Below are 19157 nucleotides of genomic sequence, written 5' to 3'. Positions count from 1 at the left end.
TCGCCGGTCCGGTGCCTCCTGTCCAGGGTTTTACCCGGAGGTGAGGCTTACCTAACTACTTCAGTACGAGCCGGCCGCTCTGGTCGAAGTCGGCGAGGTCGGCGAGGGTCTCGACGACCGAGGGGGAGAGCGGGGCGGGGAAGGCGTCCGGGTGGAAGAACCCGGCGTCGGTGGTCTCGTCGGTGCGGCGGAGCAGTTCGCCGTCCCACTCGTCGACCCGGAACGCGGCGGTGAAGACCTGGTACGTGTGGCCGTACATGTTGGTGTGGGTGCGGTCCGGGCCGGTGTAGAGGGCGAAGGCGCTGACCCGCAGGGCCCGGAGCCCGGTCTCCTCCCGGACCTCGCGTACGGCGCAGTCGGCGATCGACTCGCCCAGCTCCATCGCGCCGGCCGGCATCGACCAGTGGCCGTTGTCCGAGCGTTGGATCAGCAGCACCCGCCCGCGCTGGTCGCGCAGCACGGCCCGCGCGCCCACGAACATCAGCGTGCGGTCGCCGGCCAGGGCCCGCAGCTGCCCGACGTACGACTCGGCCCAGGAGACACTCACCGGACCACCCTACGGGGTGGTCGACGTGTCGTGCGCCACACTACGTTGTTACCTATGCGTAGCACGATGATGGACGCCCCCCTCCAGATCGCCCGGATCCTCGACCACGGCGCCACCGTGCACGGTACGGCCGAGGTGGTCACCTGGACCGGCGCCGAGCCCCGCCGCATGTCGTACGCCGAGGTGGCCCGGACGGCGGCCCGGCTCGCCCACGCGTTGCGCGACGAGTGCGGGGTGACCGGGGACGAGCGGGTCGCCACCTTCATGTGGAACAACAACGAGCACCTGGTGGCGTACTTCGCGGTGCCGAGCATGGGTGCCGTGCTGCACACCCTGAACATCCGGCTCTTCCCCGAGCAGCTCACCTACATCGCCAACCACGCCGACGACCGGGTGGTGCTGGTCGACGCCACGTTGATCCCGCTGCTGGCCGGGGTGATCGGCGACCTGACGGGGGTGCGGCACGTGGTGGTGGTCGGCGGCGGGGACCCAGCGCCCCTGCTGGCGGCGGCCGGCGACCGGATCGCCGTACACCACTGGGACGCGCTGCTGGCCGACCGCCCGACGGTCTACGACTGGCCGGAGGTCGACGAGCGTGACGCGGCGGCGCTCTGCTACACCTCCGGGACCACCGGCCATCCGAAGGGGGTGGCCTACTCGCACCGCTCGGTCTACCTGCACTCGCTCCAGGTGTGCATGCCGGAGGGGTTCGGGCTCGGCCCGACCAGCCGGGAGCTGGTCATCGTGCCGATGTTCCACGCGATGGGTTGGGGGCTGCCGTACGCGGCGTTCATGTCCGGTGCGTCGCTGGTCATGCCGGACCGGTTCCTCCAGGCGGCACCGATCGCCGAGATGATCGCCGCGGAGCGGCCGACGATGGCCGCCGCGGTGCCGACCATCTGGACCGACCTGCTGGCGTACCTGGACACCCACGACGCCGACGTCTCCGGGTTGCGGGAGGTCGTGGTCGGCGGGTCGGCCTGCCCGCCGGCCCTGATGCACGCCTTCGGCGAGCGGTACGGCATCGAGCTGGTGCACGCCTGGGGGATGACCGAGATGTCGCCGCTCGGTTCGGTGGCCCGTCCGCCGGCCGGAGCGACCGGCGAGGAGGCCTGGCGCTACCGCTACACGCAGGGACGGGTGCCCGCCGGGGTGGCCGCCCGGATCGTCGGGCCGGACGGCGAGGTGTTCCCCGCCGACGGCACCTCGGTCGGCGAGCTGGAGGTCCGGGGCCCCTGGGTGACCGCCCGCTACCTCGGGGACGAGACCCCGGACGGGGAGAAGTTCCACGACGGATGGTTGCGTACCGGGGACGTCGGTACGCTCTCCCCGGACGGCTTCATCACCCTGACCGACCGCTCGAAGGACGTGATCAAGTCCGGCGGCGAGTGGATCTCGTCGGTCGAACTCGAGAACGCCCTGATGGCCCACCCGGCGGTGCGCGAGGCGTGCGTGGTCGGGGTGCCGGACGAGCGCTGGCACGAGCGGCCGCTCGCCACGGTGGTGCTCCGCGAGGGTGCCTCGGCGACGGCGGAGGAGCTGCGCGAGTTCCTGGCCGGCACGGTGGCCCGGTGGCAGTTGCCGGAGCGGTGGGCGTTCGTCGACGCGGTGCCGAAGACCAGCGTCGGCAAGTTCGACAAGAAGGTGGTCCGCGCCCGGTACGCCGAGGGCGTGCTCGCGGTGCAGGCGGTGACGGCGGTGTAACGGTTTCGGGCGCGCCGACGCATGGAGAGGTAGGGGTGTGCGTGCTCCCCTCCCCAGGAGCGGCCCCGGCGTTCGCACCGCGCCGGGGCCGCCCGTTCCTGCGGGCGATCCCGCACCTGGATTGTTGCGAAACTTATTCACGTTTTCCGGTGGTCGGTGGTTCCGTCCCCCGGTCGGCGGAAGCTCCGGCAATTCGCCGTCAGGCCGCGCTGGTGCTGATCAGGACCCTTCCGACCACCGAGTGCTCCACGCTGCGGTGGGCCGCCGCGGTGGCGTCGAGCGGGTAGTGGTGCAGCGGCAGCCCGGCCTCCGCACCCACCCGGACGTGCCCCTGGGCGACCGCCGCCGCCACGTCCGCGATCGCCTGCTCCTTGGCCGGCCACGGGGTGGTGTAGACGAGGACGAACTGCCAGCGCGCGTTCGGCAGCATCAGCGCCCGGATCGGCAGGGTCACCTCGTCGCCGCCGTCGTCGGCGTAGACGCTGACCACCGCGCCGGTCCGCAGGATCCGTACGTCGGTGGCGGCGTTACGGGCGGCGGACACCTCCACCACCGCGTCCACCCCGTCGGGCGTGATCCGGCGGACCTCCTCGGCCACGTCCTGCTCCCGGTAGTTGATCACGTGGTCGGCTCCGGCCGCCGCCGCGAGGAGCGCCTTCTCCGGGCTGCTGACCGTGGCGATCACCGTGGCGTCCGCCCAACGGGCGAGCTGCACCGCCGCGTTGCCCACCGCCCCGGCCCCGCCCTGCACCAGCACCACCCGACCGGTCAGCGCCCCGGCGTGCAGGCGCTGCGGCATGGTCTCGCCGGCGGTCAGACAGCGGTGCGCGGTGAGGAACGGGATCCCGAGGCAGGCCCCCAGGTCGAAGGAGGCGTCGCCGAGCGGCACCGCCTGGCGGACCGGCACCACCGTGTACTCGGCGGCGGTACCCCACCGCCGCTGCCAGGACGCCTCCCACACCCAGACCCGCTCGCCGATCAGCTGCCGGTCCAGTCCGGCGCCGACCGCCTCGACGACTCCCGCGCCGTCCTGCCCCGGGGTCTGCCCGCCGTCGGGCACCGGCCAGTTGCGGCGGCCCTTCCAGTCGGTCGGGTTCACCCCGGCGACCGCGAGCCGCACCAGCACCTCCCCGGGACCGGGTTCCGGCACCGGACGGTCGACCACCTGGAGCACCGAGGGGTCACCGTTGCGCTCGTACACGATCGCCTTCATCCCGTCCTCTCCTCCCGGTCGCGCGCTGCCGTACCCGGCAGTGCCCCGATCATGCCGGTTCCGGCAGCCCGTCAGGGGGCAGTCGGCCGCCGTCGGGCAGGGCCCGCGGTGCGCCGTCCCGGCCCTGGCCGAGCGGCCCGGGAGACGGTCGCATGGCGGGACCGGTTCAGCCGGCGACGACGTCCGGGGTGAGCGCGGCGATCGACGGGAGCACCACGGCGGCCAGCCGCTCGGCGTCCGGATCCAGCGGGTACGCCCCGTGCGGCACGGCCACCACCCGCATCCCCGCCGCCGCGGCGGACCGCACCCCGTTGGAGGAGTCCTCCACCGCGACGCAGCGCCCCGGTTCCACCCCGAGGCGCGCGGCCACCGCCAGGTAGACGTCCGGAGCGGGCTTGCCGTGTGCGGTCTCCTCGGTGGAGAGGGTCGCGCCGAAGGTGTCGGAGAGGCCGGTCGCGGCCAGCGCCGCCGCGATCAGCCGGGTCGGCGAGGAACTGGCCAGCCCCAGCGGCCAGCGGGCGGCCAGCCGGCGCACCACGTCGTCGGCCCCGTCGATCAGCGGGACGCGCTCGGCGTACCGCCGGGCCATCTCCCCGACCACCTCGGCGGCGACCTGCTCGGCGGTCCGGTCGACGCCGAGGTCGTCGCTGAGGTGACGGGACCACTCCCCGGTGCTCATCCCCATCAGCCGGCGTTGCGTGTCCGGTTGCCAGGCGCCGCCGTGCGTCGCCACGTACGCGCGCCGGACCTCCTCCCACACCGGCTCGGAGTCCACGATCACGCCGTCCAGGTCGAAGACCACCGCATCCGTCACGGCTCCATCCTGCCGTGTCCGGGGCCCGTCGGCCCGCCAGGGCGATCGGGGCACCGGGGATTTCCGAAGCCGGTCAGCCCGGCAGGGCCGGCAGGCCGATCGGGTTGCCCGGGGGGATCATCGTGTGGCACCGGCGGGCCAGCGGGTCGAGCAGGTCCCGGAGCCGGTCGACCCGTTCGGCGCCGAGCGCCCGCCACGGGTGGTCGGCGGCCCGGTCGGTGGCCTCCTCGACCGCCCGGAAGCCGGCCCGGCCCTCCTCGGAGGGCTTCCCCTCCGGGGTCAGCCAGCCGCGTTCGACCAGCCGGTCGTGGGCCGCCCGCCACTGCTCCTCGGACCAGCCCCGGCCGGTCAGCATGACCGGCGCCATGCCGTCGGCGATCCGCCAGGCCAGCGTCTCCACCGGGTCGAGGCCGGCGGCGACGAGCGCCGCGACGTGCCCGTCGCCCCGGTGTTCGCGCAGCGTGGTGGCCGCCTGCCAGAGCCGGGCGAGCGGGTACTCGGCGCGGGGCAGGGCGGCGTTCGCCGCGCCCAGCACCCGGCCACCCGGCTCCACCGCCACGGCGGCGGCCTCCAGCAGCTCGGCGGCCTCGGCCAGATGCCCCTCGGGCAACTCGTACGTCAGCTCGGCGAGCGCCTGCACCGCGCCGGTGAGCCGGGCCCGCAGCGCCTCCTCCGGGGTGGCGAGCTGCCAGACGGCCGGCAGCGCCCGGCCGACCATGTGCGGGGCGAAGCTGAAGAAGACCGCGACCACCGCGGGGGCGTCGGTCGCGCCCAGCGGCGCGGCGCGCCCGGCGAAGTAGCCCCGCCAGTACCCGCGCAGCCCGACCGCCTCGTAGGCGGCCCGAGCCCGGGGGTGGAAGTAGGTCACCGCGTGCAGCGGCTCGTAGTGGGTCCACAGCAACCGGGCGGTCCGCCCCGGATCGTCCAGTGACGTCACGTGTACCTCCGCGTCCGCGGGTGGTCACCACGCCGCGCTGCGTGGTGGATCCTGAACCTACTGCCACCGGTCAAACCGCCGGAAGCCTCCTGTGGCCCACACCGCACGGGAGCGTCCCGCCGGGTCCTCGCCCGCAACGACCGCGAACGCCGGACGGCGGCCGACCCGTTCGGGTCGACCGCCACCGGTGGTGCCGGTCACTGGGCGGCGAGCACGTCCACCACGAAGCGCAGCGGACCGGCCGGGCGACCGCCGCCGCCTTCGCCGTACGCCAGCTCGGCCGGGATGTCCAGCTGGACCCGGCTGCCCACGTTCACCCCGACCAGGCCCTGGTCCCAGCCGGGGATGACCCGGCCGCCACCGACCTGGAAGGTGAACGGCTGGCCGGTCTTCCAGGAGGCGTCGAACTCCTCGCCGCTGGCGTAGAACACCCCGACGTAGTTGACGGTGAGCTGCTGGCCGGCCTTGGTGGCCGGGCCCTTCCCCTTGACCAGCGGGGTGACGGTGAGCTTGGTCAGCTCGCCGGAGCCCTTGGTCACGGCGGGCTTGCTGCCCAGCGCCGGGTCGGTGCCCGGGGGCAGCTGCGGAGCCGGTGCCGCGGGCTGGTCGGCCGGCGCGCTGGCCGACGGGGCGGTCGAGGCATGGTCCGCCGGGTCGTCGTCGTTGCCGAAGACCACGAACGCTCCCACGATCACGCCGACCACGGCCAGACCGGCGAGCGCGCCGAGCATCGACTGCCGGCGGCGCTTCGCCTCGGCGGCCTTCTGGGCGGCCAGCTTGGCGGCGAGTCGCCGCTCCGACTTGCTCGCCGGGCTCTGGCCCGAGGACCGGTTCTCCGCGCGCTCACTCACGTCGAGGACTCCCTGTAGCGATGGAAAGGTGGGTCGGCGCCGGTGCCGGGCCGAAGTCGACGCAAACGGTACCCGGATCGATGCCTCGCAGGCAGGGGTCCCAGCGGCCCGGACGCCGCAACGGGGGCGTGGCCGCGCCGGGACGACGGTAGATTCGGCCCCATGGCGTTCCTCACCGCAGACGACATTGCCCTCCTGAACGAGCCGCAGTTGGCCCACGTGGCCACGATCGAAGCCGACGGCACCCCGCACGTCACCCCGGTCTGGGTGGACACCGACGGGGAGCACGTCATCTTCAACACCGCGAAGGGGCGGGTGAAGCACCGGAACATGGAGCGCAACCCGGTGGTGGCGATCTCCGTCTCCGACCGGACGAACGACTACCGGACCTTGTGGATCAAGGGCACCGTCGAGCTGACCACCGAGGGCGCCGACGAGCACATCGACCGGATGGCGAAGAAGTACCTGGACAAGGAGACCTACCCGTTCCGCAAGTCGGGGGAGGAGCGCGTGATCGTCCGGGTCACCCCGACCCAGCGGCTCAGCCAGGGCTGACGTACGGCGGCCGGGGTCAGGCGGTCTTGCGCGGCGCCTTCTTCGGCGCGGCCTTCCTGGCCCCGGTCTTCTTCCCGGCCGTCTTCTCCGCCGGTTCGGCCTTCTTCTCGGCAGCCTTCTTCTCCGCCGTCTTCTTCGGGGCGGCCCTGCTGGTCGCGGTCTTCTTCCCGGCCGTCTTCCTCGCCGGGGCCTTCTGCTCCCCGGCCTTCTGTTCCCCGGCCTGCTGTGCCGACCGGGCCGCCGAGATCGGGGTCGGCTCGCCGGCGGGCGGCTGTTCGCCCCGGGCCGCGCGGGCCCGCTCCACGGACGCCCGGAGCGCGGCCATCAGGTCCACCGCTGCGGCCGGGGCCTCCTCGACCTCCTCCGGCGCGACCACCTCCCGCCCCTCCACCTTGGCGTCGATGACCTCCTGCAACGCGGCCCGGTAGTCGTCGGTGAAGGCGTCCGGCTGGAACTCGCCGGCCATCGAGTCGATCAGCGAACTGGCCATCGCCAGCTCCGGTGGGCGGACGGTGATGTCCTCGTCCAGGAAGCCGAACTCCGGGCTGCGCACCTCGTCCGGCCAGAGCATGGTGTTGAGCACCAGCACGCCCTCCCGCACCCGCAGGGTGGCGAGCTGTTCGCGCTGCCGCAGCGCCACCTTGACGATGGCCACCCGCTCCGCGTCGACCAGCGCGTCGCGCAGCAGCACGTACGGCTTGGTCGCCGTCCCCTCCGGCTCCAGGTAGTACGCCTTGTTGTAGAGGATCGGGTCGACCTGCTCGGCCGGTACGAACTCCAGCACGTCGATCGCGTGCGAGGTGGTCAGCGGCAGGTCGGCGAAGTCGTCGTCGGTGAGCACCACCATCTCGCCCCCGCCGAGGTCGTAGCCCTTGGCGATGTCGTCGTAGCTGACCTCCTCGCCACAGACCGAGCAGGTGCGCTTGTACCGGATCCGGCCGCCGTCGGCCCGGTGCACCTGGTGGAAGCGGATGTCCTTCTCCTGGGTGGCGGAGTAGAGCTTCACCGCGATCGAGACCAGACCGAACGAGACGGCACCCTTCCAGATCGCGCGCATGCTGGCGCTCCTCTCACCGCTTCTGACCAGGATCGCAAATGATCGAAGGTGGCGCGCGCGGTTCGCCGGCGAACTACAGTCACACTCGTGCCGGGCCGCCTGCCGCTGAGGCCGATGCTCGCGACGACCGGGCCGTTGCCGGCCGGGTCGGAGTGGGCGTACGAGTTCAAGTGGGACGGCGTACGCGCCCTGGCCGACATCTCCGCCGCCGGTCAGCACCTCTACGCCCGATCCGGCGTGGAGATCACCGCCGCGTACCCGGAACTGGCGGGCCTGGGCGAGCAGGTGGACGACGCCCTGCTCGACGGGGAGGTGGTGCTCCTCGGTGCCGCCGGGCAGCCCTCGTTCACCGCGCTGGCCGAGCGGATGCACGTACGGGACCGGAACCGGGCGGCCCGGCTGGCGGCGGTCGCCCCGGTGACGTACATGATCTTCGACCTGGTGCGGCTGCGCGGCGCGGACCTGACCGGCTGGCCGTACGCCCGGCGGCGCGCGGAGTTGGAGGCGCTGGGGCTCGCCGGGGCCGCCCGGTGGGCGGTGCCGCCGGCCTTCCCCGACGGGCCGGCCACCTACGAGGCGGCCGGCGAGCACGGGTTGGAGGGGGTGATGGCCAAGCGGGTCGACGGGCCGTACCGCCCGGGGGTGCGCTCGCCGGACTGGGTCAAGGTCAAGCTGGAGGTGACCGGGGACTTCGTGGTCGGCGGCTGGCGGCCCGGCGCGCGGAAGATCGGCGGACTGCTGGTCGGGGTGCCGTGCCCGGACGGGCGGCTCGCCTACCGGGGCCGGGTCGGTGGTGGGATCGGGGCGGCCCTGGAACGGGCGCTCCTGGCCGAGTTGGAGCCGCTGCGCACCGCCGGCTCGCCGTTCGGCGTCGGCGTGCCGAGGGAGGACGCCCGGGGTGCGATCTGGGTGGAGCCCCGGCTGGTGGTCGAGGTGAAGTACGGCCAGCGCACCCCGGACGGTCGACTGCGCTTCCCCCGGGTGTTGCGACTGCGTCCGGACAAGCCCGCCGAGGAGGTCGACGATGTCGGGTGAGCGGCTGCGGGTGGAGGTGGAGGGGCGTTCGCTGGAGCTGTCCAACCTCGACAAGGTGCTCTACCCGGACGTCGGGTTCACCAAGGGCGAGGTGATCGACTACTACACCCGGATCGCCCCGGTGCTCCTGCCGCACCTGCGGGACCGGGCCCTGACCCGGATCCGCTACCCGAACGGGGTGACCGGCACGTCGTTCTTCGAGAAGAACCGGCCCGCCGCCACCCCCGACTGGGTGCGGGTGGCGACCCTGCCCGCGCCCGGCTCGACCAGGGGACGGGAGACCATCGACTACGTGGTCGCCGACGACCTGCCCACCCTGGTCTGGCTGGCCAACCTCGCCGCGCTGGAACTGCACACGCCGCAGTGGCGGATCGGCGCGCACCCGGACACGATGGTCGTCGACCTCGACCCGGGGCCCCCGGCGGGCCTGCGGGAGTGCTGCCAGGTGGCGGTGCTGATGCGCGACCGGCTCGCCGACGACGGCGTGGCCGCCTACCCGAAGACCTCCGGCAAGAAGGGCATGCAGCTCTGCTGCCCGGTGGCCGGCACCCAGTCCGCCGAGGTGGTCTCCGAGTACGCCCACCGGATCGCCCGTGAGCTGGAGCGCACCCATCCGAAGTTGGTCGTGTCGCGGATGGCGAAGAACCTGCGCCCCGGGAAGGTCTTCATCGACTGGAGCCAGAACAACGCGGCGAAGACCACGGTGGCGCCGTACTCGCTGCGGGCCGGGCCGGCCCCGTCGGTCTCCACGCCGCTCACCTGGGACGAGGTGGAGGCGGTGGCCGCCGACGGCCGGCGTCGGCTGCGTCCGTTCACCGCCGCCGAGGTCCTGACCCGGGTCGACGAGTACGGCGACCTGCTCGCCCCGCTGCTCGACGGCGGCCCGGAACTGCCCACCCGCTGACACCGACACTGTTGCTATTTGACGGTCGTCGATGCGACGCTGAAGGAAATCTCAGTCGTGCGTCGAGTGGGGGATCGTCCATGAAACGGCTCATGTCCCGCCTGCTGGCGGCAGCCTGCCTCCTGCCGCTGCTGGCGGTGCCGGCCCAGCCCGCCGCCGCCTCGACCCCGTTCCGCAACCCGCTCAACCCGGGCGCGGACCCCACCATGACCTACTACAACGGTGCCTACCACCTGGCCACCACGCTCGGGGACCGGATCGGCATCTGGTCCTCGCCGACCCTGGCGGGCCTGTCCGCCGTGCCGGAGCGGACGGTGTGGCGGGACCCGGACCCCAGCCGCAACAAGCAGGTGTGGGCCCCCTCGATCCACCGGTTCGTCCGGCCCGAGGGCCCCCGCTGGTACATCTACTACACCGCCAGCGACGGCGTGGACGCCAACCACCGTAACTACGTGATCGAGTCCGAGGGCGACGACCCGCGCGGCCCGTACCACTTCAAGGGGCGGATCGCCGACTACGCCGAGTACGCCATCGACGGCGAGCCGTTCGTGCACAACAGCGTCATGTACTTCGCCTGGACCGGCCCGGGACGGGGCATGGGCGGCCCGGCCCAGCTCTACCTGCGCCGGATGACGAGCCCGTGGACCACGACCGGCAACCGGGTGGCCCTGCCCGCCGACGGCGGCTGCCCCGAGGTGCGCGAGGGGCCGACCGGGCTGCGCGGCCCGGGGCGGCTCTTCCTCGTCTACTCCACCTGCGACACCGGCAAGCCGGACTACCAGCTCTGGATGAAGTCCATCGCGGACGGCGCGGACCCGCTGGTGGTGTCGAACTGGCGCCAACACCCCGGTCCGGTGCTCTCCCGTAACGACGCGGCCGGCGTCTTCGGCCCCGGGCACAACGGCTTCTTCCGCTCACCCGACGACACCCAGGACTGGATCGTCTACCACGGCAAGACCACCTCGGCGTACACCTACGAGGGGCGCACCACCCGGGCCCAGCCGGTGCTCTGGAACAGCGACGGCACCCCGAACTTCGGCCGCCCGCTCTCCCTGGGCGCGGTGCAGGCGCCGCCGTCCGGGGATCCGTGGGCCAGCCAGGAGGCGGGCGCGAACCGCAGCTACCTGTCGGTGGACGAGCAGCACCACTTCGACCGCGACCCCAACGGGATGCTCGCGCACTGGTGGGCGAGCCCCGTCGACCGCATCGTCCGGCGCGACGTGTGGGGCGGCCCGATCGCCGGCCGGCCGACGGGCTACGCGGTCGGCAGCGAACAGCACGTCTTCGCGCGTACCCCGGACGGGCGGCTGCGGCACTGGTGGTGGGCGCCGGGCGGGAGCGTCCGCCAGGAGGACTGGGGAGCCGGGCTGGCCGGCGACCCGACCGGCTTCGTCGCCTCGAACGGACAGCGCCACGTGTTCGGCCGGGGCCCGGACGGCCGGCTGGCCCACTGGTGGCAGGAACCCGACGGCACCGTCCGGCGGGACACCTGGACCGGCGGTGATCTCGTCGGCACGCCCGTGGCGTACACCGTCGGCGAGGAACAGCACGTCTTCGCCCGGGGTAGCGACAACTCGCTGCGCCACTGGTTCTGGTACCCCGGGATCGCCAACAACCTGCCCGGCCTGGACAACTGGGGGGTGGGCAGCGGCCGGGTCCACTCCGACCCCACCGGGTTCTCCTTCGGCGACCAGCAACACGTCTTCTACCGGACCGCCAACGGCAGCGTCGAGCACACCTTCTTCGACCACGGCGACTGGACCACGACCACCGACAATTGGGGTGGCTCGGTGGTCGGCGCGCTCACCGCGATCCGGCACGGCCAGAGCCAGCAGGTCTTCGCCCGGGGCACCGACGGCGCGCTGTGGCGGCTGGTGTGGCGCCCGGACGGAAAGCCGGTGAGCGCCGACCGGGCGACCACCGGGCCCACCACCGACCCGGTGGCGGTCGCCTGGCGGGACGAGACCCACCTGCTGGGCCGGGGCGCGGACGGCTCGCTGGTGGACTGGCGCTGGCAGCCGGCGGGCGGCGCGGTGTCGAACTCCTGGGGCGGTCAGGTAGCCCCCTGACCCCCTCCGGCCACCTCACGCCTGCCCTGCCGGCGGTGCCCACCGCCCGTCGCTGGCGGTCGGCGCGCGCCATGCCGCCGCTCGGCTGCGAATCCTGGACACTTACCGTCGAATGAGGACGGTAAGTGTCCAAGATTCAAGCGGACACCGGGTGCCAGCGGACGGCTGCGGCTGCGGCGAGGTCGCCGGCGTGCGCGAAGCCGGCCAGCACCACCAGGTCACCCGGGCGGGGCCGGCCCTGTTGGAGGTTCTCGTGCAGGGTGACCGGCACGGCCGCGCCGAAGAGGTTGCCGTACTCGTCGAAGGTGTCCGGATGCCGCGCCGCGTCGATACCCAGCGACTCCCGCCAGTTGGCCAGGAAGAGCCGGTTCGGCTGGTTGGTGACGAGCAGGTCGATCGCCGAGGTGGGAACGTCGAGGCGGTCGCAGAGCCGACCGACCACCTCCGGTACGAGAACGTTGCCCCGGTCGATGATCTTCCGCACCCGGTCCGGGGTGAACGAGACGTCGAGCTGGCTGTGCCCGGGTTCCCAGTAGCGGCGGCCGTCCTCCAGCCGGACGCCCATGTCCCCGGCGAACTCGCCGAGGTTGCGCAGCTCGATGTCGAGAATCGGCGACTCGTCCCCCACCCGCAGGTAGCCGACCCCGCAGCCGTCCCCGGGCACCGAGGCGTGCGAGCGTCGGCGTACCTCCGACTGGGCGAACATCTGGCCGGCGGTGTTCTGCACGCAGCAGATCAGCGCGGTACGGGCCTCGCCGGTACGCAGGATCTGTCGGGCGGTCCGGAGCAGGTGGACGAAGGAGGCACAGCCGCCGTTGTGCACGTCGAGCACCCAGCCCGGATCCTGCCCGAGCCGGTGCGCCAGCGCCGCTCCCGCGCCGGTCCACGGCAGGTCGGGTAGTTGGACGTTGGTGAGCAGCACGTCCAGTGGCCCGTCGCCCCGGGCGGCGGCGCGCTCCAGGACCGGCCGGGCGGCCTTCTCGATCATGTCCACGGCGCTCTCGCCGGGGGCCACGTGTCGCCGGTACCGGGGCGACTTGAACATCACGCTCTCCCGGAGCGCGTCGTCGTCGCCACCGTAGAAGTCCACGGTCACCCGTCGTTCGGGCAGGTAGCTGCCGACGTCCACCAGGCTGACCGGGTTCACGCGACCTCCCGGTCTCGGTGGGGGTGGCCGACCAGCCGGAACCGCGGGTCTGCTGCATTCATCGAGGATCGCCCCTGTCGTGCGGCGGCGCGGACGTCCTTCGCGTGATCATCGTCGTCGGGAAACCGGGCCGACACAAGTCCCCGCCGGGCCGCCGGGGCCGCTGGCCGTCCGCTACCGGTGGAGCGGGAAAGGGAAACGAACCCATTTCCCACTTCGGGTGGCTGCGGCTACCGCTGCCGGTGCCGGGTCGACGTCGTCGTCTTCGGCGCGGCCCACCGGCCCCGACGGCTGCCCGCCGCGCCGCCGGTCGGGCCGGTCGCCAGTGCGCGGTGCGGCACACTGAGCGGCATGACGCGGGGGCACGATCGTCTGCGGTGGGCAGCCGGACCGGTGGCGGAGAGCCTGATGGCGCAGCCGGTACGGCTGACGGTCTGGGCGTCGGCGGCCGTGGCCACCGTGTTGATCATGCGGGTGCGGGGATGGCGGGAGGCTCCGGCGGCATCGGTCCGGCCGGGCTGAACCGGAGACTGCCCCGTCTGCGCGAGCAGTCCGACATTGCCCCGTCTGCGCAGGCAGTCGGGAACTGCCCCGTCTGCGCGGGCAGCTCGACAGGACCGCGACCGGGTACCCGTGACCCTGCCGGTCGACCCGCTCCGCGGTCAGTCGACGGTGGGCAGCTTCGGGCCGAGCACGTCATCGGCGTCGACGATCGTGTACGCGTATCCCTGCTCGGCGAGGAAGCGCTGCCGGTGGGCGGCGTACTCGGTGTCGATGGTGTCCCGGGAGACGACGGTGTAGAAGTGCGCCTGGCGGCCGTCGGCCTTCGGCCGGAGCACCCGACCGAGCCGCTGCGCCTCCTCCTGCCGGGAGCCGAAGGTGCCGGAGACCTGGATCGCCACCGCCGCCTCGGGCAGGTCGATGGAGAAGTTGCCGACCTTCGAGATGACCAGGGTCCGGACCTCGCCGGACCGGAAGGCGTCGAAGAGCCGCTCCCGTTCCTTGTTCGTCGTCGAGCCCTGCACGATCGGCGCGTCGAGGTACTCGCCGAGCTGGTGGAGCTGGTCGATGTACCCGCCGATCACCAGCACCTGCTCGTCCGGGTGCCGCTGCACGAGCGCGCGGATCACCGGCAGCTTGGTCCGGGCGGTCGCCGCCATCCGGTAGCGCTCCTCGCTCTCGGCGGTCGCGTACGCCAGCCGCTCGGCGTCGGTCAGGGTGACCCGTACCTCGGTGCACTGGGCCGGGGCGATCCAGCCCTGCGCCTCGATGTCCTTCCACGGCGCGTCGTACCGCTTCGGGCCGATCAGGCTGAACACGTCGCCCTCCCGGCCGTCCTCCCGGACCAGGGTCGCGGTCAGGCCGAGCCGGCGACGGGCCTGGAGGTCGGCGGTGAACCGGAAGATCGGCGCGGGCAGCAGGTGCACCTCGTCGTAGATCACCAGGCCCCAGTCGCGGGCCCCGAACAGGTCGAGGTGGGTGAACGCGCCGCCGCGCCGCGAGGTGAGCACCTGGTACGTGGCGATGGTGACCGCGCGGATCTCCTTGCGCTCGCCGGAGTACTCGCCGATCTCGTCCTCGGTCAGCGAGGTGCGGGCGACCAGCTCGCGCTTCCACTGCCGGCCGGCCACGGTGTTGGTGACCAGGATCAGCGTGGTCGCCTTCGCCTCGGCCATCGCCGCCGCCCCGACCAGGGTCTTGCCCGCGCCGCAGGGCAGCACCACCACGCCCGACCCGCCGGCCCAGAACGCCTCCACCGCCTCCCGCTGGTACGACCGCAGCGTCCACGGCCGCCCGCCGTCCCCGCCGGCCTCGGCCAGTTCGATCGGGTGCGCCTCGCCGTCGACGTACCCGGCCAGGTCCTCGGCGGGCCAGCCGAGCTTGAGCAGCGCCTGCTTGAGCCGCCCGCGCTCGGACGGGTGCACCGCGATCGTGTCGTCGTCCAGCTTCGCGCCGAGCATGCCGGCGAGCTTCTTGCTCTTGGCGACCTCGATCAGCACCACCCGGTCCAGCGCCCGCAGCACCAGGCCGTGCACCGGGTCGTTGGCGAGCTGGAGCCGGCCGTACCGGTCCATCGTCTCGGCCACGTCCACCAGCAGCGCGTGCGGCACCGGGTAGCGGGAGTACTTCAGCAGCGAGTCGACGACGCCCTCGGCGTCGTGCCCGGCGGCCCGCGCGTTCCACAACCCGAGCGGGGTGAGCCGGTAGGTGTGCACGTGTTCGGGGGAACGCTCCAGCTCGGCGAAGGGCGCGATGGCCATCCGGCAGGCCTGGGCGTCCGGGTGGTCGATCTCCAGCAGCAGGGTCTTGTCCGACTGCACGATCAGTGGTCCACCGCTCACGCCGGGTCCTCCTGCTCTCACCAGGTCATTCGCCCTCCGGACGGTCCCGGGACGACCCTCCAGTCTTGCACGGAACCGGAAGAGGCAGAAAAATTCACCACAGGGTGCAACCTTCGCAGCACTCCCACACGTCTAGCGAAGGGACGGCTGCGCCCCTAGGAGGACACATGAACAGAGTTCGGTCCACCCTCGGGGTCGCCGCCCTGGCAGTGGTCACGCTGGTCGGTGCGGGCGCGTGCGCGCTCGACCCGCAGGCTGATCCGGCCGGCGACGACCTCGCCGCGGTCAGCGTGTCGGGACGGTTATCGGGGGAGAGCGCCTTGCTCGGCTCCGACCAGCTGACCGGCCTGACGTCCGCCAGGACGACGACCACGACGACCGCGACACTCGCGACCACCCGCACCACCGTCCAGACCACGTCCAACAAGACCACGGCCAAGACCAAGGCGGCCGCCGCCTGCCCGCAGGGTGAGTACCAGAAGGCCGTCGAGACCTACCTCGCCAAGCTGGGCACGTTCGGCAAGATGACCGTGGACGGCAAGCAGTCCGCCGCCGACTGCGCCGCGATCAAGCTGTTCCAGCAGCGGTACGACATCCGCCCCGTCGAGGGCCGCGCCGGGCCCACCACGCACGACGTGGCGAAGCGGCTGGCCACCACGAGCGTCAGCAGCTGCAAGGCCGGTTCCGGCGTGACGTTCTGCATCGACCTGACCCGGCAGACCACCTGGATCATGCGGGACGGGAAGGTGATCTATCCGCCGACGGTGACCCGGACCGGGATGCGCGGCTACGCCACCCCGACCGGTACCTACAAGATCAACTACCGGAACATCAAGGAGTGGTCCAACCCGTACGAGGTGTGGCTGCCGTACTGGCAGCGCTTCGTGGGCGGCATCGGGTACCACCAGACCACCACCTACCTGCACGACAAGTCGATCGGCTCGCACGGCTGCATCAACCTGCTCCCCGCCGACGCCAAGCGGTTCTGGGACTGGGGCAAGGTCGGCTACCGGGTGGTCGTCTTCGGTCACCGATCCGGCACCTGACGCGGGTCGGACTGCGTCCCCCCTGTCACTTCGTCCCCTCAGGTGACAGGGTGGACGCAGGGGCGGCGGCGACGGGGAGGTCAGCAGATGACGGTCGACCGGGACACCACCACCGGGACCGAGCGGGACGCCCCACCCGCGCCGGCGCAGGTGTCCCGGGCCGACCGGCCCCCACGGACGGGAGCCGCCCCGGCGTCCACCGTGTCCACCGCGACCGTGGTGGCGTACGCGATGGCCGGCGCGGCGGTCCTCGGCTGGTTCCTCTTCGGGTGGCTCGTGCTCCAGCAGGGGTTCATCGACTCGGTCGGCGAGTCCGCCGGTGCGGCCTTCGCCCTGCTGCTGATCGTCTCGATCGTCGGCACCGTCCGACGCGGCCGACGCCGCTGACGACCTACTCGTCCCGCACCGCCGCGGTGATCCGGTGCAGGGCGAAGGTGTGCAGCATCTCCGTCCGCTCGTCCTCGGCGCGCAGGTAGCCCGCCCCGATCGACACCGGACGCACCAGCCGGGACGCGGTCGCGCCGTGCGCGTCGACGTACCCCACCCAGACCAGGACCTTGTCCCGGACCGCCTGTTGCAGCACCGCCAGCGCATCCCGGTGACCCGGCACCGCAGCGGGGCGGCCCCCCTCCGGCGTCACGCCACGCAGCACCGACGGAGCCCGCCGGGCGGCCCGCGCTGCCGCCTCGCCCCGCCGGATCTGCTCCACGATGCCGAGCAGTCGGGGCGGGGTGAGCCGGGGCCCGGCCAGCGGGTCGGCCGAACGGCTGGTCACCGGCACCCGGGCCGGCGCGCGGCGGGCCTTCGGCCGGGCCAGCACCACCGTCCCGGCCGGATCCTCCGGCACCGGCGCGTAGCCGGCGTCCCGCAGCGCCCCCAGCAACCGGCCGACCTGGTACGGGGTGACCAGCACGGTCGGCGCGAGCCGGCGCATCGAGAGCCCCTCCAGCCGCCGGTCGGCGAGCACCTCGGCCAGCAGCGCCTCGTCGTCGCTGCGCAGGTACGCCCCGGCCGAACCGGCCCGCAATCCGCCGTGCCGGCGGGCCACGTCGTCCACCAGGTACGTCAGCCCCTGCGGCACCGGGGTACGGGACCGGCGGCGGAACAGGTCGTGCAGGTCGTCGGCGGACCAGCCGGCGTCCAGCGCCCGGCGCACGCTCGCCGTGGTGATCCGGTGCACGCTCGCCCCACCGGCCGACTCGTGCTCGGCGACCACGTCCAGTTCGGCGGCGAGCGTCGGCTCCGGTGGGCCCGGCACCACCACGGTCAGGTCGGCCTGGACGAGGAAGTGGTCGACCGGCTCGGGGAGGAGCGCGTCCAGGGCCCGGACGGCGGTGTCCTGCTCGTCCGGATCGGTCCGCACCCCCAGCGGGTCGTCCGCCCCCGTCCCCGGGGACTCCGTGTCGGCCAGCAGCAGCCGCCCGTACGAGGTGAGCGCCCCCAGCCCGGTCACGCCCAGCGTGGCCGCCTCCGCCAGCACCTCCCGGTGTGCCGTCTCCCGTCCCCGACTGCGCCGGGGCGCCCGCCAGTCGAGCAGGGCCAGCACTTCGTCGGGACTGGGGGCGGTCGCCGGGGGCAGGTCGGCGAGGATCCCGAGCACGGCCCGACGGGCGGCCGGCGCGCCGGCCCGTTCCGCCTCGGCGGAGAGCGCGCTGATCGGCCGGTCCCGGTCGTCGCGCTGCCCGACCAGCCCCACCTGCCGGGTCATCGCCAGCCAGGCGCGGGCCAGCCGCTCCCAGCGCCGGGCCAGGGAGACCGCCCGCCACACCTCGTACCCGCCGGTGGGCAGGACCTGCTGGTCCGCCCCGTACCGGGTGGTGGTGGCCCCGGGCAGGTCCAGCTCGCCGAGAAGCCCGGCCGCGTACGCCGTCTCCAGCAGCAGGGCGGTGGTCGGCTCGTCCAGCCCGGTGCCCTTGGCCAGCCGACGCAGGTCCCGCACCCCGAGCCCACCGGTCCGCAGCACCGGCGCCGGGTCGGCGGCCAGCGCGTCCAGCAGCGTCTCGGTGTGCCGGACCACCTCCATGGTCTGCCCGACCCCGGCGTTGTCCACGACCTTCGGCTCGCGGGACGCGGCGGCCACCGCCGGTGGCTCGGTCCGCAGCGGACCGAGCGGGCCGGTCTCCCGACGCAGCAGCAGGCCGACCTCGCGGGGCAGCTCCACCGCGCCCGCCCCGCCGGACTCCGCGCCGGAGACCGGCACCAGGAGCCGATGGTCGACCAGCCAACGCACCGGGGAGCCGGTTGGCGGGCCACCGTTGGTCGGGTCGGCGGGGACGGTGTCCTCCGCCCCGGAGGCGGGGGCGCGCAGCGCGCCCGGGGGCACCGTGCCGACCGGTGGACCGGCGGCGAGCCGGTCGAGGATCGCCCGCGCGGAGGGCGGCGCGGCCAGCACCGTCCGCCGCAGCTTCGCCGGGTCCGCGCAGAGCGTGGCGGTGGCCGGGTCCAACTCCGCTGCCGGCCGGCCCAGCCCCGCCGGGTGGGTGGAGACCTCGTCCACACTCGCCACCACGCGCAGGTCGTGCTCCGGGCCGTACACCAGGAAGAGCTCGCGCAGCCGCGACAGCGCGGCCCGGACGGCGGTCGGCGCGGGCGGACGCGGACCGGCGGTGGCCAGCGCGAGCACCGTCTCGACGGAGGTGCCGCCGTCGGGCCCCCGGGTCAGCCGGGCGGCGTCGAGGATCTGGAGGGTGAACTGGTCCAACCCGTCGAGCGCGCGGGCCACCGAGACCCGCGACTGCGCCCGGACGGCGAGGGCCGAGAGGTCGGCGGGCACCGGCACGACGAGGTCCGGCCGCCGGGCGAGCAGCGCGGCGAGCGTCTCGTCGTCGAGGGTGCGCAGATGGTCCGCGAGTGAGATGGTCATCGTCGTTCCACGCTAGCCGGCCGAGGGGCCGTCGCGCCCCTCGGACGTCCGGCCGGTATCCCGGTGACGGGTA

Annotated in this window: 17 protein-coding genes; 8 read left to right on the top strand and 9 right to left on the bottom strand. The window is 73.5% G+C overall.

Annotation, left to right across the window (positions count from 1 at the left end):
* Nucleotides 1–55: 55 nt before the first annotated feature.
* The gene (locus tag AB0F58_RS03410; RefSeq protein ID WP_357137262.1) at nucleotides 56–547 is read right to left on the bottom strand and encodes an NUDIX domain-containing protein; all 492 of its coding nucleotides are present in this window, start codon (nucleotides 545–547) and stop codon (nucleotides 56–58) included.
* Between the two features lie 54 nt (nucleotides 548–601).
* Here AB0F58_RS03410 and AB0F58_RS03405 point away from each other — a divergent pair, with 54 nt between their 5' ends.
* Complete coding sequence (locus AB0F58_RS03405; protein ID WP_357137259.1) at nucleotides 602–2251, top strand: fatty acid--CoA ligase; 1650 nt, start codon at nucleotides 602–604, stop codon at nucleotides 2249–2251.
* Nucleotides 2252–2450: 199 nt separating this feature from the next.
* Here the strand turns inward: AB0F58_RS03405 and AB0F58_RS03400 are convergent, their stop codons facing one another.
* From AB0F58_RS03400 to AB0F58_RS03385, 4 genes are all read right to left on the bottom strand, one after another.
* Entirely contained in the window at nucleotides 2451–3464 is a 1014-nt protein-coding gene (locus AB0F58_RS03400) for an NADPH:quinone reductase (protein WP_357137256.1), read from the bottom strand.
* A gap of 166 nt (nucleotides 3465–3630) precedes the next feature.
* Nucleotides 3631–4278: an HAD family phosphatase gene (locus AB0F58_RS03395; RefSeq protein ID WP_357137254.1), complete on the bottom strand. Its 648-nt coding sequence runs from the start codon at nucleotides 4276–4278 to the stop codon at nucleotides 3631–3633.
* A gap of 73 nt (nucleotides 4279–4351) precedes the next feature.
* Entirely contained in the window at nucleotides 4352–5176 is an 825-nt protein-coding gene (locus tag AB0F58_RS03390) for a hypothetical protein (RefSeq protein ID WP_357138653.1), read from the bottom strand.
* Between the two features lie 236 nt (nucleotides 5177–5412).
* Entirely contained in the window at nucleotides 5413–6066 is a 654-nt protein-coding gene (locus AB0F58_RS03385) for an FKBP-type peptidyl-prolyl cis-trans isomerase (RefSeq protein WP_357137252.1), read from the bottom strand.
* A gap of 162 nt (nucleotides 6067–6228) precedes the next feature.
* On the opposite strand from AB0F58_RS03385, the gene AB0F58_RS03380 reads away from it, so the two are divergent.
* Nucleotides 6229–6621, top strand: a complete 393-nt coding sequence (locus AB0F58_RS03380) for a PPOX class F420-dependent oxidoreductase (RefSeq protein WP_357137250.1) — start codon at nucleotides 6229–6231, stop codon at nucleotides 6619–6621.
* Between the two features lie 16 nt (nucleotides 6622–6637).
* On the opposite strand, the gene AB0F58_RS03375 is transcribed toward AB0F58_RS03380, so the two are convergent.
* A complete protein-coding gene (locus AB0F58_RS03375) occupies nucleotides 6638–7678 on the bottom strand; it encodes a Ku protein (protein ID WP_357137247.1) in 1041 nt (346 codons plus the stop codon).
* Nucleotides 7679–7765: 87 nt separating this feature from the next.
* Between AB0F58_RS03375 and ligD (AB0F58_RS03370) the strand changes: the two genes are divergently transcribed.
* The 3 genes from ligD (AB0F58_RS03370) to AB0F58_RS03360 all read left to right on the top strand — a co-directional run bounded on the left by ligD (AB0F58_RS03370) (nucleotide 7766) and on the right by AB0F58_RS03360 (nucleotide 11686).
* Complete coding sequence (gene ligD, locus AB0F58_RS03370; protein ID WP_357137244.1) at nucleotides 7766–8713, top strand: non-homologous end-joining DNA ligase; 948 nt, start codon at nucleotides 7766–7768, stop codon at nucleotides 8711–8713.
* Nucleotides 8703–9617 (top strand): non-homologous end-joining DNA ligase, encoded by a 915-nt coding sequence (gene ligD / locus AB0F58_RS03365; RefSeq protein ID WP_357137242.1) that lies wholly within the window; start codon nucleotides 8703–8705, stop codon nucleotides 9615–9617. Before ligD (AB0F58_RS03370) ends, ligD (AB0F58_RS03365) begins: the two co-directional genes overlap by 11 nt.
* 80 nt (nucleotides 9618–9697) lie before the next feature.
* Nucleotides 9698–11686, top strand: coding sequence for a family 43 glycosylhydrolase (locus tag AB0F58_RS03360; RefSeq protein WP_357137239.1), 1989 nt, complete (start codon nucleotides 9698–9700; stop codon nucleotides 11684–11686).
* A gap of 136 nt (nucleotides 11687–11822) precedes the next feature.
* Here the strand turns inward: AB0F58_RS03360 and AB0F58_RS03355 are convergent, their stop codons facing one another.
* Nucleotides 11823–12833, bottom strand: a complete 1011-nt coding sequence (locus AB0F58_RS03355) for a 3-oxoacyl-[acyl-carrier-protein] synthase III C-terminal domain-containing protein (RefSeq protein ID WP_357137236.1) — start codon at nucleotides 12831–12833, stop codon at nucleotides 11823–11825.
* Between the two features lie 351 nt (nucleotides 12834–13184).
* On the opposite strand from AB0F58_RS03355, the gene AB0F58_RS03350 reads away from it, so the two are divergent.
* Nucleotides 13185–13355: a hypothetical protein gene (locus tag AB0F58_RS03350; RefSeq protein WP_357137233.1), complete on the top strand. Its 171-nt coding sequence runs from the start codon at nucleotides 13185–13187 to the stop codon at nucleotides 13353–13355.
* Nucleotides 13356–13495: 140 nt separating this feature from the next.
* On the opposite strand, the gene AB0F58_RS03345 is transcribed toward AB0F58_RS03350, so the two are convergent.
* The gene (locus AB0F58_RS03345) at nucleotides 13496–15175 is read right to left on the bottom strand and encodes a DNA repair helicase XPB (protein WP_357137230.1); all 1680 of its coding nucleotides are present in this window, start codon (nucleotides 15173–15175) and stop codon (nucleotides 13496–13498) included.
* A 167-nt stretch (nucleotides 15176–15342) separates the two neighbouring features.
* On the opposite strand from AB0F58_RS03345, the gene AB0F58_RS03340 reads away from it, so the two are divergent.
* Complete coding sequence (locus AB0F58_RS03340; RefSeq protein WP_357137228.1) at nucleotides 15343–16221, top strand: L,D-transpeptidase family protein; 879 nt, start codon at nucleotides 15343–15345, stop codon at nucleotides 16219–16221.
* Between the two features lie 87 nt (nucleotides 16222–16308).
* On the top strand, nucleotides 16309–16608 hold the full coding sequence (locus AB0F58_RS03335; RefSeq protein ID WP_357137226.1) for a hypothetical protein: 300 nt from the start codon (nucleotides 16309–16311) through the stop codon (nucleotides 16606–16608).
* Between the two features lie 4 nt (nucleotides 16609–16612).
* Here AB0F58_RS03335 and AB0F58_RS03330 read toward each other — a convergent pair whose 3' ends face one another.
* Nucleotides 16613–19084: a helicase-associated domain-containing protein gene (locus tag AB0F58_RS03330; RefSeq protein ID WP_357137224.1), complete on the bottom strand. Its 2472-nt coding sequence runs from the start codon at nucleotides 19082–19084 to the stop codon at nucleotides 16613–16615.
* Nucleotides 19085–19157: the final 73 nt, after the last annotated feature.

The sequence above is a fragment of the Micromonospora sp. NPDC023956 genome, assembly GCF_040639195.1.
Classification (GTDB): domain Bacteria; phylum Actinomycetota; class Actinomycetes; order Mycobacteriales; family Micromonosporaceae; genus Micromonospora.
Note: the sequence above shows the minus strand (reverse complement) of the source record. Positions and strands in the feature narration are given on the sequence as shown.

Coding starts and splice junctions, on each gene's coding strand:
- AB0F58_RS03405 (WP_357137259.1), top strand. CDS start 602: ATGCGTAGCACGATGATGGACGCCCCCCTCCAGATCGCCCGGATCCTC.
- AB0F58_RS03400 (WP_357137256.1), bottom strand. CDS start 3,464: ATGAAGGCGATCGTGTACGAGCGCAACGGTGACCCCTCGGTGCTCCAG.
- AB0F58_RS03380 (WP_357137250.1), top strand. CDS start 6,229: ATGGCGTTCCTCACCGCAGACGACATTGCCCTCCTGAACGAGCCGCAG.
- AB0F58_RS03375 (WP_357137247.1), bottom strand. CDS start 7,678: ATGCGCGCGATCTGGAAGGGTGCCGTCTCGTTCGGTCTGGTCTCGATC.
- ligD (WP_357137242.1), top strand. CDS start 8,703: ATGTCGGGTGAGCGGCTGCGGGTGGAGGTGGAGGGGCGTTCGCTGGAG.
- AB0F58_RS03360 (WP_357137239.1), top strand. CDS start 9,698: ATGAAACGGCTCATGTCCCGCCTGCTGGCGGCAGCCTGCCTCCTGCCG.
- AB0F58_RS03350 (WP_357137233.1), top strand. CDS start 13,185: ATGACGCGGGGGCACGATCGTCTGCGGTGGGCAGCCGGACCGGTGGCG.
- AB0F58_RS03340 (WP_357137228.1), top strand. CDS start 15,343: ATGAACAGAGTTCGGTCCACCCTCGGGGTCGCCGCCCTGGCAGTGGTC.
- AB0F58_RS03335 (WP_357137226.1), top strand. CDS start 16,309: ATGACGGTCGACCGGGACACCACCACCGGGACCGAGCGGGACGCCCCA.
- AB0F58_RS03330 (WP_357137224.1), bottom strand. CDS start 19,084: ATGACCATCTCACTCGCGGACCATCTGCGCACCCTCGACGACGAGACG.